Source organism: Bradyrhizobium barranii subsp. apii, assembly GCF_011516635.5.
GTDB classification, from domain to species: Bacteria; Pseudomonadota; Alphaproteobacteria; order Rhizobiales; family Xanthobacteraceae; genus Bradyrhizobium; species Bradyrhizobium barranii.
Genome location: NZ_CP096255.1, coordinates 2,918,473 through 2,933,078, shown reverse-complemented (window position 1 = coordinate 2,933,078; position 14,606 = coordinate 2,918,473). Strand labels below are relative to the sequence as shown.

The following is a 14,606-nucleotide window of genomic DNA, read 5'->3' as shown; positions in this document are numbered from 1 at the left end:
ACAGCGTTTGCTACGACGGACGATGTGGCGATCGCGCCCGCGTACTGACCAACGGCTCAGAAGACCCTCCGGAGGGCTCCATGACCAAGCTCGATGATGTCCTGTCCAACGTCGACGCAAATCTCGATGCGGCTCTCGAGCGTCTGTTCGCGATCCTGCGCATCAAGTCGATTTCGACCGATCCGGCTTACAAGGCCGAATGTACGGCCAATGCCGAATGGCACGTGGCCGACCTCAAGAGCATTGGCTTCGACGCCTCGGTGCGCCCGACGCCGGGGCACCCGATGGTCGTGGCGCATGACCGCAACGTGCCCGGCCCCTCGGCGCTGTTCTACGGTCATTGCGATGTGCAGCCGGTCGATCCTCTCGAGCTCTGGGATCGCGATCCCTTTGACCCGTCTATCCAGACGATGCCCGATGGCGCGAAGATCATCACGGGCCGCGGCTCCGCCGACGACAAAGGCCAACTCATGGCCTTTGTCGAGGCCTGCCGCGCCTGGAAGGCGGTCACCGGCAAACTGCCGATTCCGGTTACGATCCTGCTGGAGGGCGAAGAGGAATCCGGTGGCGTGAACCTGCCGGGCTTTCTCGATGCCCATGCCGCGGAGCTGCGCGCAGATATCGGCCTGATCTGCGACACCAACATGTGGGACCACGAGACGCCGGCGATCCAGACTATGCTGCGCGGACTCTGCGGTGAAGAGGTCATCATACACGCCGCCGACCGCGACCTGCACTCGGGCTTCTATGGTTCGGCCGCGGCCAATCCGAACCGCATCCTCGCCCGCATCCTCTCTGACCTGCACGACGACAACGGACGCGTCACGCTGCGCGGCTTCTATGACGGCGTACCGGAACTTCCGAAGGCGCTGCGCGAGCAATGGGACAGCCTGAACTTCAGCGCAAAGTCCTTCCTCGGCGCCATCGGGCTTTCGATTCCAGCCGGCGAGAAGGGCCGCGACGCGCTGGAGATGGTCTGGTCGCGCCCGACCTGCGAAATCAACGGCATGGGCGGCGGCTACCAGGGGGCCGGATTCAAGACCGTAATTCCCGCCATGGCATCGGCGAAGGTGTCTTTCCGCCTGGTTTTCGATCAGGACCCCCATGCCATCCGCAAAGCCTTCCGGGAGCATGTGCATGCACGCGTCCCGGCCGATTGCCGTGTGGAATTCCTGGAGCATGGCGCGGGTCAGGCGATCCGCTTCCCGATCGAGGCCCCGGCCTTCGGCAAGGCGCGCGACGCACTGACGGCCGAATGGGGCAAGCCCGCAGTCTTCATCGGCGGTGGCGGCTCCATTCCCGTAACCCATCAGCTCAAACAATCGCTGGGCATGGACGTGGTGCTTGCGGGCTTCGGCCTCGAGGATGACCGCATCCACAGCCCAAACGAAAAGTACAATCTCAAGAGCTTCCATAAGGGCATCCGCTCCTGGGCACGTATTCTGGAAGCGCTGTCGCGGTAGAGCGGCACGGGCACGCAGCGCTGGCTCTAGGCCAGACCGCCCTCGCGAGGTGCGATGACGCCGCATATACTCATTACCTTCGCCATCATCGCCACGATGGTGCTGCTGTTCGTCTCGAACCAGGTGCCAGTCGCGGTCGTGGCGCTAAGTGCGACACTCGTGCTTTACGCGACCGGCATTCTGGAGCTCTCCGAGGCGCTGGCAGGCTTCGGCGACACCACAATACTCTTCATTGCTTCGCTCTTCGTGGTGAGTGCCGGCCTGGATTCGTCCGGCGTCACCACGTGGGCAGGCCAGGTGCTGATCCGTTACGCCGGCGAAAGCCGGACACGCCTGTTGGTGCTGTCGATGTTGCTCGTGGCCTTTCTCACGGCGCTGATCGGCTCGGGTGGCGCAGTGGCTGCCCTGCTGCCCATGCTGGTGATCGTCTCCGTCCGGCTCAAGCGTCCGCCTGCGCAACTCATGATGCCTCTCGCCTTCGCCTCCTATTCGGGTTCGATGCTGGTACTGACCGGAAGCCTTGTGAACGTGCTGCTTTCCGACGCGGCAAGCGATGTCGGCCTCGCGCCCTTCGGCTTTTTCGAGATGACGGTAATCGGCGTACCGCTCCTGGCAGGCACCGTGGCCATCGTGATTCTTTTCGGCGATACGCTGCTGCCGGTGCGCACTAGCCGGGAAATGCCGGAGGATCTAAGCCACCATTCGCGCATGCTGACCGAGCAATACAAGCTGTTTGACCAGGTGTACCAGCTCGAGATCACCGCCGCCTCGCCCTATCGCGGCACGTTGCAGGCAGTACTGGAATCGCGGCTGGAGCGCGAGAACCACCCGGAACTCAGCTTCATCGCTATTCGCCCTCGCCGCCAGAACAGCATCTCGTGGCAACATTCTCTCGTGGAAGGCGATCGGCTCATCATGCGCGGTGAGCAGGCGGCGATGGACGCGTTCGCGGAGCAGCATGGCCTGACGCCCTGCCAGGAGACGATCGGCAAAATGCGGGAGGCACTGTTCAACGATAGCCATGGCTTTTCCGAGGTGGTGCTGCCGCCCCGCTCTCGTCTGATCGGTGAGACCGTCTTCCCCGGCATGGTCACCGAAAGTGGCGATCTGATTATCCTGGGCGTTCAACGCGGCGGCGAGAATCTCGGACCGGGCGAAACCGTTCTTGCGGCGGGTGACACGCTGTTGCTGCAAGGCCGTTGGGAAGCGCTTGAGGAGTACGGGCGAGATCCCAACGTGCTCGTCGTTGCTGCCCCTGACATGATCCGCAGCCAGGCCAGGCCCCTGGGCACCGGCTCCATACGCGCCATTGTCATTCTCGCGGTCATGGTTACGCTGCTAGCGACGGGCGTCGTGCCAAGAGTCGTCGCTGGATTGGCGGCGGCCTGCGCGGTGATCCTGTTGCGTGTACTCAAGATCGAACGAGCCTATCGGGCGATCAACTGGAACGTGCTGATCATGGTCGCTTCGCTGATCCCGCTCTCGACCGCCATGTACAAGACGGGTGCAGCCTATCTCATCGCCGATACACTCGTTGCCATTGTCGGCAATGCGAGCCCGTACGCGCTGCTGGCGGGGCTGTTTTTGCTCACGGCGCTAATCGGCCAGTTGATCAGCAGCACAGCGACGACACTCATCGTCATTCCGATAGCGATTGCCTCCGCGGAAGCCGTCGGTGTCTCGCCGCGCACCGCGCTGGTGACGGTGGCGGTGGCTGCGGCCGCTTCCTTTCTTACGCCAATCGCCGCCTCAGCGAGCCTCATGGTGCAGGGCCCCGGCGGCTATCGATTTGGCGATTTCTGGAGGATGGGTCTACCGTTGCTGCTCTGGTTCTTCCTGGTAGGCACGTTTCTCGTGCCCATCTTCTGGCCATTCGCAGGATGAGCAGTTTGCGCAGGATGATTGGTTTGCGTCTTAACCGACCGGGTATTTCCGTATGAACACCAATCTTGCTTTGGTTCTTCTGCTGCTTGCTGCCGCGATCGTGATGTTTATGGCCAATCGCCCGCGCATGGATGCGGTCGCGCTGCTGATGATCGTGATCATGCCATTTACTGGGGTGATTACCATCAACGAGGCGCTGGCGGGGTTCAGTGATCCCAGCATCGTGCTGATCGCGGGCCTCTTCGTGATCGGAGAAGGGCTGGTGCGCACCGGCGTGGCGCGTCGCCTCGGCGACTGGCTGAATGCGACTGCCGGCAGCAGCGAGACGCGCATGCTGGTGCTGCTGATGCTGGCAGTCAGCGGGCTCGGTGCATTCATGAGTTCGACCGCCGTGGTGGCCATATTCATCCCGGTCGTGCTGCGCATCTGTCAGAACACGGGCGCCGCGCCGAGCCAGCTGATGATGCCCTTGAGCTTTGCGGCCCTGATCAGTGGCATGCTCACCCTCGTTGCGACGGCGCCGAATCTCGTGGTCAACGCCGAGCTGATCCGCCAGGGTGCGGCAGGCTTCGGCTTTTTCAGCTTCACGCCCTTTGGGCTCACATTCCTGGCGCTCGGCATTGCCTATATGCTGTTCGCGCGGCGGTTTCTGCCCGTCTCCGCCAAGCGTGTGGACGGCGAGCGCCGTCAGCCGAACTTGCTTGATTGGGTGACGCAGTATGGCCTCGCCGATCGCGCCTTGCGCGTACGCGTGCTGACTGACTCGCCACTGGTCGGCAAGCGCCTGGAAGAGCTGCCGCTCCGGAATAGTGGCGTGAATTTGCTCGCCATCGAGCTTCCCGGCCGCTTCGGGTCCGAGGCGATCCGCCCGAACGCAAGGACCGAGCTCGCCGCGGGGCAGATCTTGCTGCTCGACGTCATCGCGTCCCCTGCCGAAACCAACCGGATGCTGAATGACTATATGGTCGAAAAGCTCCCTTTGGGCGATTGCGGCTACTTCACCGATCGTTCGCAGGAGATCGGCATGGTCGAAGTCATCGTCCCGGCGGAGTCCAAGCTGATTGGCCAGAGCATTTTGCAAGCGCGGGTGCGCAGCGAAATGGGATTGACGGTGCTGGGGTTGCGGCACGGTCGCGAGGTCGTGAGCCAGGGGCTGCTCGATGAGACCTTGAAGGTCGGTGACACCCTTCTGCTGACCGGCTTCTGGTCTGACATCCGCAAGCTGCGATCCGAATTCTCGGATCTTGTCGTCCTGAACCTACCGACCGAGCACAAAGAGGTTCTCCCGGCCGCGAACCTCGCACCTCAGGCTCTGGCGGTGCTGGCTTTGACGGTCGGTATGATGGTCAGCGGTGTGGTGCCGAACGTGCACGCGGTTCTGATCGGCTGCTTGCTGATGGGGTTGCTGGGCTGCGTGGATTTCAACAGTGCCTATGCCTCGATCAACTGGAAGAGCCTGGTTCTTATTGTCGGCATGCTGCCCTTTTCGCTGGCGCTGCAACGAACCGGTGGCGTCGATCTCGCCGCCGACGCGGTGACGCATCTTGCGGGCGAGGCATCACCGCGAGTCCTGTTGGCGCTGCTCTTCGTGATCACGGCTGCGCTTGGCCTGTTCATCTCGAATACGGCGACCGCGGTGCTCATGGCGCCAGTAGCGCTCGCTGTCGCGAAGGACATCGGCGCCTCGCCGTATCCCTTCGCGATGACTATCGCCATCGCGGCCTCGGCCGCCTTCATGACGCCTGTGTCTTCGCCGGTGAACACCTTGGTGGTCGGACCGGGCAATTACGGTTTCGGCGATTTCCTGAAGATTGGTGTCCCTTTTACCGTCGTCGTGATGGTAACGACCCTGGCGCTGGTGCCTTGGCTGCTCCGATTTTAGCGGCCGTCAGGCCGGGCGCGATCCCGCGGACGGTTGCTCTTTCTCGTCCCGCGCAAACCAGGCGACATACAGCGTCGGCAGGAAGACCAGCGTCAGAACGGTGGCGACAAGGAGTCCGCCCATGATCGCGAATGCCATCGGTCCCCAGAATACTGTTGGCGCGATTGGAATCATCCCGAGAACAGTCGATACGGCCGTCAACATGATCGGCCGAAAACGGGAACTGCTGGCATCCACCGCAGCGTCCCAGGCCGTCTTGCCCAAAGCGCGTTCGGCGTCGATCTGACCGATCAGAATGACCGCGTTCTTGCTGATCATGCCCAGCAGCGCGAGCACGCCGAGAATGGCGACAAAACCCAGGGGCCTGCCGGACAGCATCAACGCTGCAACCACGCCGATAAGGCCGAGCGGCGCCACGCTGAGCACCATGAACAGTCTCGGAAAGCTCTGGAGCTGCACCATGAGGACGGTAAACATGACGAACAGCATCACCGGCACCACTGCCAGCACAGACGCCTGCGACTTCTGACTTTCCTCCACGGTGCCACCCACGACGACGCTGTACCCTGAAGGAAGGCTCTTTCTGAAGTTCTCGATCGCCATCGAGAGCGACGTAACCACGCTCTCCGGCAGCTTGTCGCCGGCAATGGCAGCCTGAACCGTCAGGGTCGGAATGCGGTCGCGCCGCCAGACGAGCGGAAACTCCTGGTCATATTCGAAGGAGGCGAACTGGCTGAGAGGAACAGTCTGCCCACCCGGCAGCGCCACCTGCAAGTTGCGCAGACCGTCCAGCGAGCCCCTCTGCTCGTTGGTCGCGCGCGCCACCACATTGACCAGATAGATATCGTCGCGAACCTGGGTAATGGGTGTGCCGGATATGACCGTATTCAGGACTGTCGCGATCGCTTGCGAACTGAGGCCGAGAAGGCGAGCCTCGTTCTGGTCCACGCGAATACGCACTTGGCGATTGGGTTCCATCCAATCGAAATTCACCTGTTTAGTGTCCGGACTGGAGGCTACGATCTGTCCGACTTTGAGCGCGATTTCGCGCACCCGTTCCACGTCGGGCCCACTGACCCGATACTGCACCGGCCATCCAACCGGCGGTCCGAGCTCAAGCGGAGAAACGAACGCAATCGCGTTAGGAAACTCCTGCGCGAGCAGCTTTTCGAGCTTGGAATGCAGGCGCTCGCGTGCAGCGACATCCTTGGCGATCACCACGGCCTGCGTGAAGAAATCGTTCGGGAGCTGAACATTAAGGGGCAAATAGAAGCGGATGGCGCCGCGCCCGACATAGGTGCTCCACCGCGCCACATCGGCATCGGTCGAAAGGGCAGCATCCAGGCGCTTTGCCGCAGCCTCGCTCGCGTGGATTGACGAGTTCTGCGGCAAGCTCAGGTCCACGAGCAATTCGGGACGGTCCGACGATGGAAAGAATTGTCGCGGGATGAGCGCCAGCGCAAGCACCGAACAAACGAAGAGCGCCAAGGAGATCGCGATCGTCAGCCATTTCGCGCGCATCGCGAAAGTCAGGAAACTCCGATACATGCGGAAGATCCTGCCCGGATCCGCCGTACTTGTCTGCTTCGGTGGAACAAGGATCGCTGCTCCGAGCAGTGGCGTGAAAATGACCGCAACGAACCAGGAAACCAGAAGTGCGATCGTGACCACTGCGAAGAGCGAGAACGTGTATTCACCGGCGGAACTCGCGGCAAAGCCGACCGGTATAAAGCCCGCTATCGTCACCAGCGTGCCCGCGAGCATCGCCATTGCATGGGTCCGATATGCGAAAGTTGCCGCCTCGATCTTACTGGCGCCCTCTGCGAGCCGACTGAGCGTCGCATCGGTCGTGGTCATCGCATCGTCGACCAGCAATGCGAGCGCAATGATGAGCGCGCCAAGCGATATTCGCTGCATATCGATGCTGAGAAGTCCCATGATCGGAAACACGATCGCCAGCGTGAATGGTATGGCCAGCGCGATGATCAAGCCGGGTCGTACGCCCAGGCTGATGAAACTCACCACCATGATGATGCCGATCGCCTGCATCAGCGAGACCGTAAACTCGCGGATCGCCTGGTCGACGACAACGGGCTGGTCCGCGACCAGGCTGGGCTCGATTCCAATGGGTAGATCCGCGGTGATTTGCGCCATTGCCTTTCTGATATTGGCGCCGAGCGCGAGAATGTCGCCGCCATCCCGCATGGCGATTGCAAGGCCTATTGCCGGTTTGCCATTGATCCGAAACATCGGCTGGGGCGGATCCGTGTAGCCGCGTCGCACCTGCGCAATATCGCTCAGGCGAAGCATGCGGCCGCCGGCGGAAAAATTGATGTTGGCGATGTCCTGCTCCGACTGGAAGCTGCCTGATACCCGAATCGAGATGCTTTCCAAGCCGGTCTGAATCGTTCCTGCCGGACGCACGATGTTTTGCGACTGGAGCGCCGCAATAAGAGCGGACCGATCAATTCCGAGGGCCGCGAGCTCCTTCGTGGAGAACTCGACGAAGATCACTTCATCCTGTTCGCCCAGAAGCTCAATCTTTGACACGTCAGGTACGAGAAGCAGCCTTGAGCGGATGTCCTCGACCCGATCGCGCAACTCACGCTGAGTGAAGCCGTCACTGGTAAAGCCATAGATGATACCGAACGTATCACCGAATTCGTCATTAAACCCCGGCCCGATCACGCCTGCGGGTAGTGTATGGCGCATGTCTCCGATCGTCTTTCGTACTTGGTACCAGGTGTCGGCCACCTGTTTCGCATTCGCGCTTCCCTTCAGATTTACAAAGACGGTCGCGACACCGGCCCTTGTGAAGCTCCGCAGGAAGTCCAGATGCGGCGTTTCCTGCAAGTGACGTTCGAGGCGCTCAGTCACCTGCTTCATCGTCTCTTCCACAGTTGCGCCGGGCCACGCGGCCTGGACGACCATGGTCTTGATGATGAAGGCGGGATCTTCGTTGCGCCCCAGCCGGAAATAGGACAGCGCCCCCCCGACCACCGCAATCATCATCATATAGACGACCAGCGAACGGTGTTTCAGAGCCCAGTCGGAAAGATTAATTCCGCTCATGGCTCGGATCCAAGAATCCGGACCTTCTGACCCGGATGCAACGCCTGGACGCCGGCGGTGACAACTATTTCGCCGATGTCGAGCCCCTGGGAAATGATGGCCTGCGCTTCATCGAATCGCAGCACGTCCACATTGCGCACCGCGACCGTGGCGGTGGCCGGGTCGACGACCCATACGGCGGGCTGCTCGTTCATCCTGGTCAGCGCGGAAGATGGAATATCGATCATCGGCCCTGCAGTGGTACTCACTCGCCCTATCACTGACGCACCCAACCGCATCGCGGCTGGCGGATCCGTCAGGCCGACCTTGACCTCGAAGGTTCGGGTCACAGCACTGGCCTGTGCAGCGACTTCGCGAATGCGCCCTTGCGCCGTTATCGACGGATCGTCAGCCAAGCTGACAGTAATCTCTGGATCGGTGGAGGCCGACCTGATCAATTGAGCGGGGACATCGAAGATCGCATCGCGACCGTCCTGCCGTGCGATCCTGGCGATCATCTGCCCGACTTGGACGACCTCGCCGGCGACCGGACCTGTGGCTGTTATCACACCGGGTGCATCAGCCTTGAGTTCGGTGAAACCAACGAGGTCATGCGCAGAACTCAGTTGCGCTTCGGCCGCATCGACTTGCGATTGCGCGGTTTGCCGCGCCTGGGTTGCGGCATCATAGTTGACGCGCGTGGTCCACCCCTGCGCCAACAGCGTCTCCTGACGATCGAAGTGATTGCGCGCCTGGGTCAATTGCCCCTGAGCGGCGGCAAGGGAGGCCTGCGCCTGCCGCAGCGTGCTCAGTTCATTTTGCGACTCCAATCGTGCCAGCACCTGGCCGGCCTTGACCCGGTCGCCTATCTTGGTGTCATTACTCAACAATCGTCCCGAGATCCGGAATGCGACATTCACCTCGTCTTCTGCCTCGACCCGTCCGGAGAATGTCAGCGGCGTTGTGACCTTGCGTTTTTCTACGGTCGCTGTACGTACGATCCGCGGCGGAGATGCGTCCTTGGTTTCGGTTTCCCGTCCACATCCTGCCAGCATCAGCGAGAACGCCGTCACCAGCGTCGATGTGAGGATGTTTCGGGGCGCGGATCGGCTGCCGTGCATGAACATGACCTGTTCCGTTCCGGGAGTGAGATCTTGCCGGGAGGATTGCTCAGTCCGCAGTCGCACTTTCCCCGGTACCGCCATCCGCATTTTTGCCGAAGGAGTCCGCCGTCAACATCGGTAAATCTACTCGGTGGCGCCGGATGGAATCCGTGCTCGGCCATCAGCAGATTCCTGAGACATGATCAGGCAATCACCCGATGTCGCCGGTTCCGTCCACGACGCATGATGCAATCGTCAGGTGAAGCAGTCGCGACCCCTGCCGCGGCTCCGCCGTTTGAATTCTCGTCTGGGGCGCGCAAACGCGCTTCCTCAAAGCACGGCAGACCCGGACGACACAATCCGGGAGCAACCGAGGAAACCGGGATGACAGGGTCCTCAGGTGATCGATATGGTCGTGCCGTCGTCGCGGTTGGAGGATCGTGGCGAACTGCGACTTTCAGAGCCGCATTTTTCCTTTGCCTCTGGCTCGTGCTTGCCGGCGCCAATCCGACAGATATTCCCGCCGCGGCGGCAGCAATCGCGGCAGCAACCTGGACAAGCCTGCACCTGCTGGAGCCGAGCAGATCCCGGCGGTCAATTCCTGCCATGGTCCGCCTGGCGCTGCTTTTCCTATACCAATCGGTGGTCGCAGGCGTAGACGTCGCACGCCGCGCGCTCGATCCCCGGCTGCCGCTGCGGCCGGGATTTGTGTTCTATCCGACCGGCCTCTCACGCGGGATGCAACGGAACGTGTTCACGACACTCACCAGCCTTTTACCTGGCACAGTGCCAACCGGGGAGGAAAACGGGCAGCTCGTCTATCACTGTCTCGACGTCGAGCAACCGGTCGTTGCCGAACTTGCCGCGGAGGAAGCGGCGTTGGTTCGGGCCCTCTACAATGACTGAATTCCTCACGGCCGCAGTCGGCCTGATCCTGGCGATGCTGGGGCTCGGGCTGGTCTCCATCTTGCGTGGCCCGACAGATGCCGACCGGATGATGGCGGCGCAACTGATCGGGACTGCCGGCATTGCCGTCTTGCTGCTGCTCGGCACCGTGACAGGGGTGCCGGCGGCCGTCGACGTGGCATTGATACTGGCACTGCTCGCCACTTTCGCATCCATCGCATTCGTCAAGAAGGGGCTCTCCCGCCTCGAAACCGATGGGGCCGATCCGGGGGAGGACAGATGAGCGTCGCACGCGACATCATCACGGTTGCGGGAGTGTCGGCAGGCGTATTCTTTTTTTTCGCCGGCACCGTCGGCCTTCTTCGCTTTCCCGACACCCTGACCCGTCTGCACGCGCTCAGCAAGGCCGATAACCTCGGCCTGGGTTTCGTCGTGCTCGGGCTGCTCCCCCAAACAGGAGGCCTGCGTGACGGGCTGAAGCTGATCAGCATCTGGATGTTCGTGCTGCTCGCTGGCGCCACCGTCTCCCAATTGATCGCGCGCACGGCACGTCAGAGCGGGTCAGGCAAATGAACATCGCAACAGTGTTCGAGATCGCGCTCGCCGCCGTGGTGCTGGGCCTCGCCATCTGGACGATCGCTGTCCCCGACACCTATTCGGCCACGGTCGGTTTCATCGCCTACGGACTGCTGGTTGCGCTGATCTGGGTCCGTCTTGACGCCGTCGATGTCGCGCTGACCGAGGCTGCAATTGGCGGAGGCCTGGGCGGCGTCGTGCTGTTGGGTGCGGCGGCCCGGCTGCGCGATACCGAGGCGATGACAACGGAAGGGCCCAGCCTGATCGTGCGCTTGAGCGCGGCCATACTGTCCGCGTCGATCGCGGCAGCGCTGGCCGTCACGATCCTGCTGCTGCCCGATCCGGCGCCAACGCTCGCGCCCGCCGTCGTCGCGAATGCCGGGGCGACCGGAATGACCAACCCCGTCACCAACGTTCTCATGGCATTCCGCGGAATGGACACCATGCTCGAGAAGGTCGTGCTCCTGCTCGCCATCGTCGGTGTCTGGTCGCTTGCGTCGGACCAGGCCTGGGGCGGTCGTCCCGGACCACGCCACCAGGCTGATCCAAATGGTGTTCTCGCCTTTCTTGCGCGCCTGTTGCCACCCGCCGGCATCGTCGTCGGCATCTACATCCTGTGGACGGGCGCTGATCACCCCGGCGGAGCATTTCAGGGCGGCGCGGTTCTCGCATCGATGTGGCTGCTGGTGATCATGGCCGGGTTGGTGGATACCCCGCCCGTGCGCAGTCGATGGCTACGTCTCATCCTGGTGGGCGGGCCCGGCCTATTCCTTGCCGTCGGCCTTGGCGGGCTCTGTTTTGGGTCGGCGTTCCTTGCCTATCCCGTTGCGTTCGCCAAGCCGCTAATTCTGAGCATTGAGGTCGCGATGCTCCTGACGATCGCGACGACGCTCGGCCTGCTGCTCGCCGGTGCACCTGAAAGGAGCGCTGAGCGATGAGCGCCGTGACGGTGTTCGGACTATGCGCCGCCGCGGCGGTCGGGCTCGGGCTCTACGGCCTGATCGCCATTCCGCAACCGCTTCGCAAGATCATCGCATTCAACCTGCTCGGCAGCGGCGTGTTTCTTCTGTTCGGCATCGTCGGGCGACGAGGCGCCGCAGCGGGCTTTGGCAACGACCCGGTGCCGCAGGCCCTGGTGATCACAGGAGTCGTGGTCGCGTTTTCCGCAACGGCTCTGGCAATAGCCTTGTTGCTGCGGCTTTTTCAGATCGCAGGCTCCACGACGCTCAACAGTCGGGCGGCGGCGAGCCCGCGCTCCGATCCGTCCGGTCACTGATGCTGCCCCCCGCCCCCGCGCTGGTGACCACAGCCGGCGGCTTCCTGCTGGTGCTGTCGATCGTCGTGCCGGTCGCGGGCGTCTTGCTGGCGTTTGCTCTCGGCCAGCGCTACGTCCGGCAGGTTGCCTCCGCGGTCGTACCGGTCGGGTTGGCGATTGCTGTCGCCGTTCTCGTGCTCTTGCCGCGGAGCGACGGCCACCTCGTCTACCTACTCGGCGCCTGGCCACCCCCGCTCGGCGTAGCCCTCCGCGCGGACGGATTGTCGGCGGTCATGCTCGCGACGACGGCGGTCGTGATCTGCGCGGTCGCCATTTTTGCCGCAACCGATTTTCGTCCCCAATCTGTCGAAGCGCGCGCACCTTTCGCATTCTGGATCCTGCTTCTGGCAATCTGGGGCGCGCTGAACACGATCTTCGTCGCGGGAGACCTCTTCACGCTTTATGTTGCGCTGGAATTGCTGACGTTCGCCGCAGTGCCTCTGGTCTCTCTCGACGGTCGCGCGGAGACGCTTCGGGCCGCGCTGCGGTATCTGCTCTTCGCACTGCTCGGCTCGGTCCTCTACCTGATGGGCACCGCGCTGCTCTATGGTCTCTACGGCACCCTTGATATCGAGTTGTTGTCGCATCGCGTGAGCGCGGACTCCGGCGTGCTCATCGCGGCAGCCTTGATGACGACCGGTCTCCTCGCAAAAACTGCACTCTTTCCGTTGCACCTCTGGCTGCCGCCCGCTCACGCCGGCGCACCGGCCGCAGCTAGCGCGATCCTGTCCGCCTTGGTCGTGAAGGGATCGTTCTTCATCCTTGTGCGGCTCTGGTTCGACGTCATGCCGGGTTTGCCCGGCTTGGCTGCCGCACAATTGCTCGCGGCGCTTGGAACCGGAGCGATCGTGTTCGGAAGCGTTGTCGCTCTCCGGCAAGAGCGCCTCAAGCTCCTGATTGCATATTCGACGCTGGCTCAGATCGGATATCTCTTCCTGATGTTTCCTCTTGCGTTCGGCGCGTCCGGGAAGCTCGAAAGTGACCAGGCCCTGGCGGGCGGCCTATTGCAGGCGGTTTCCCATGCGACTGCCAAGGCGGCGATGTTCATGGCCGTCGGATCAATCTACACCGGGCTCGGCCACGATCGCATCACCGGACTGCGAGGTGTCGCACGGGCCCTGCCCTTGAGCGTCCTGGCGTTCGCGATTGGCGGCATCGCCTTGATGGGTGTTCAACCGAGCGGAGCGTCACTCGCGAAGGAGTTATTGCTCCAGGACACGGCGAGGACGGGGCAGTGGTGGTGGGCCGTCGTGCTCCAGGCCGGCGGAATGTTCACGACCGCCTATGTCGTACTAGTCCTGTCCCATGCGTTCGCGCCATCAGACCAGCCGATTACCCTCATCGGCCCAGCACCGCTCAGCCGCGACCTTGCTGCACTTGCCTTGGCCCTCTGTTCTCTCTTCCTTGGCTTGCTGCCCTGGGATTCGTATTTGCCGGTCCCGTATGATGCCACATCGAAGCTGTTCGGCATCGACGCGCTATCCAAATTGCTCCTGCCTGTGCTGGGAGGGGCGGCGCTCGCGATCCTGCTCAGCCCGTGGCCACACCCGCTGGGCTCATCCGCGGCCTGGAAAGCGCTCATGAGAGTGGTCGGTCCGCTCCGGCGCGGCTGTCTTAGATTCGGCAGCCTTATCGAAAGAGGCGACGAAGTTCTCCGTCAATGGTCCGCCGCGGGCATCTCCCTGCTCCTGGTGTCGCTGCTGCTCGCCGCGTCGATGTTCGTAGCAAATTGAAGACTCAGAACAGCCGGATCGCGCAGATCGGGCCGAGGGATTCCCCTGCTCTAATGATCCGGAACATTCTCTCCCGCGCCCAAGGGTTTTCTCGGATGTCGAGCTTGCAATTCGCCGTTTAGTCTTCGCGCCATGCAGTTGGCATCAGTCTTCCCGCGGTCCCTGCGGGAATGCCCAGGAGGTCTCCATGTCTGATCTGGTTGCGATCGTTTACCCGACCGAAGCGAAGGCCGAAGAAGTCCGAACTCGGCTGCTCAAACTGCAAAAGGAATATTTGATCACCATCAGTGACGCCGTGATCGCCGTAAAGGCCGAGAACGGCAACATCAAGCTCAACCAGCTCGTCAACACCACAGCGACGGGCGCGATTACCGGCAGCTTCTGGGGACTCCTGGTCGGCGTGCTCTTCCTCAATCCGATCATCGGTGTCGCGGTCGGCGCTGCGTCCGGCGCGCTTGGAGGCGCCTTGTCCGATTTCGGCATCAACGATTCCTTCATGAAGGAGCTGTCCGCTTCGCTCCACACCGGCAACGCCGCGCTCTTCGTCCTGATCAAGAACATGACGGCAGACAAGGTATTGAAGGAAATCAAGGATGCCGGCGGAGTCGTGTTGAAAACGTCCCTGGACGAGACCAAGGAAAAGATCCTGCGCGATGCGCTCGCCAGCGCGGCGGAGCGGCCGGCAGCCTGAAG

General features: G+C 62.3%; 12 protein-coding genes. 10 read left to right on the top strand and 2 right to left on the bottom strand.

The window, feature by feature from the left end; translation table 11 throughout:
* Positions 1-80 precede the first annotated feature (80 nt).
* Genes HAP41_RS13985 through HAP41_RS13975 form a run of 3 tightly spaced genes read left to right on the top strand, consistent with a single transcriptional unit; the run spans position 81 to position 5,229 of the window.
* The gene (locus HAP41_RS13985) at positions 81-1,463 is read left to right on the top strand and encodes a M20/M25/M40 family metallo-hydrolase (RefSeq protein ID WP_166100906.1); all 1,383 of its coding nucleotides are present in this window, start codon (positions 81-83) and stop codon (positions 1,461-1,463) included.
* A gap of 54 nt (positions 1,464-1,517) precedes the next feature.
* Entirely contained in the window at positions 1,518-3,347 is a 1,830-nt protein-coding gene (locus tag HAP41_RS13980; RefSeq protein WP_166100909.1) for an SLC13 family permease, read from the top strand.
* 52 nt (positions 3,348-3,399) lie between these two features.
* The gene (locus HAP41_RS13975) at positions 3,400-5,229 is read left to right on the top strand and encodes an SLC13 family permease (protein ID WP_166100915.1); all 1,830 of its coding nucleotides are present in this window, start codon (positions 3,400-3,402) and stop codon (positions 5,227-5,229) included.
* Between the two features lie 6 nt (positions 5,230-5,235).
* On the opposite strand, the gene HAP41_RS13970 is transcribed toward HAP41_RS13975, so the two are convergent.
* Positions 5,236-8,301, bottom strand: coding sequence for an efflux RND transporter permease subunit (locus HAP41_RS13970; RefSeq protein WP_166100924.1), 3,066 nt, complete (start codon positions 8,299-8,301; stop codon positions 5,236-5,238).
* Positions 8,298-9,401 carry an efflux RND transporter periplasmic adaptor subunit gene (locus HAP41_RS13965; RefSeq protein ID WP_063986176.1) on the bottom strand — a complete coding sequence of 368 codons (1,104 nt, stop codon included), beginning with the start codon at positions 9,399-9,401 and terminating at the stop codon, positions 8,298-8,300. Before HAP41_RS13965 ends, HAP41_RS13970 begins: the two co-directional genes overlap by 4 nt.
* A 366-nt stretch (positions 9,402-9,767) precedes the next feature.
* Between HAP41_RS13965 and HAP41_RS13960 the strand changes: the two genes are divergently transcribed.
* The 7 genes from HAP41_RS13960 to HAP41_RS13930 all read left to right on the top strand — a co-directional run bounded on the left by HAP41_RS13960 (position 9,768) and on the right by HAP41_RS13930 (position 14,604).
* Positions 9,768-10,289 carry a Na+/H+ antiporter subunit E gene (locus HAP41_RS13960; RefSeq protein ID WP_028152036.1) on the top strand — a complete coding sequence of 174 codons (522 nt, stop codon included), beginning with the start codon at positions 9,768-9,770 and terminating at the stop codon, positions 10,287-10,289.
* On the top strand, positions 10,282-10,572 hold the full coding sequence (locus HAP41_RS13955) for an MrpF/PhaF family protein (RefSeq protein ID WP_071911305.1): 291 nt from the start codon (positions 10,282-10,284) through the stop codon (positions 10,570-10,572). The genes HAP41_RS13960 and HAP41_RS13955 overlap by 8 nt, the downstream gene beginning before the upstream one ends.
* Positions 10,569-10,862, top strand: coding sequence for a cation:proton antiporter (locus HAP41_RS13950; RefSeq protein ID WP_028152034.1), 294 nt, complete (start codon positions 10,569-10,571; stop codon positions 10,860-10,862). Before HAP41_RS13955 ends, HAP41_RS13950 begins: the two co-directional genes overlap by 4 nt.
* Positions 10,863-10,873: 11 nt before the next feature.
* Positions 10,874-11,803 carry an MnhB domain-containing protein gene (locus HAP41_RS13945; protein ID WP_224580856.1) on the top strand — a complete coding sequence of 310 codons (930 nt, stop codon included), beginning with the start codon at positions 10,874-10,876 and terminating at the stop codon, positions 11,801-11,803.
* Positions 11,800-12,141, top strand: a complete 342-nt coding sequence (locus HAP41_RS13940; RefSeq protein ID WP_166100934.1) for an NADH-quinone oxidoreductase subunit K — start codon at positions 11,800-11,802, stop codon at positions 12,139-12,141. Before HAP41_RS13945 ends, HAP41_RS13940 begins: the two co-directional genes overlap by 4 nt.
* Complete coding sequence (locus tag HAP41_RS13935; RefSeq protein WP_166100938.1) at positions 12,141-13,913, top strand: complex I subunit 5 family protein; 1,773 nt, start codon at positions 12,141-12,143, stop codon at positions 13,911-13,913. The genes HAP41_RS13940 and HAP41_RS13935 overlap by 1 nt, the downstream gene beginning before the upstream one ends.
* A gap of 187 nt (positions 13,914-14,100) precedes the next feature.
* Positions 14,101-14,604, top strand: coding sequence for a DUF1269 domain-containing protein (locus HAP41_RS13930; RefSeq protein ID WP_028152030.1), 504 nt, complete (start codon positions 14,101-14,103; stop codon positions 14,602-14,604).
* The last annotated feature ends 2 nt before the right edge of the window (positions 14,605-14,606 follow it).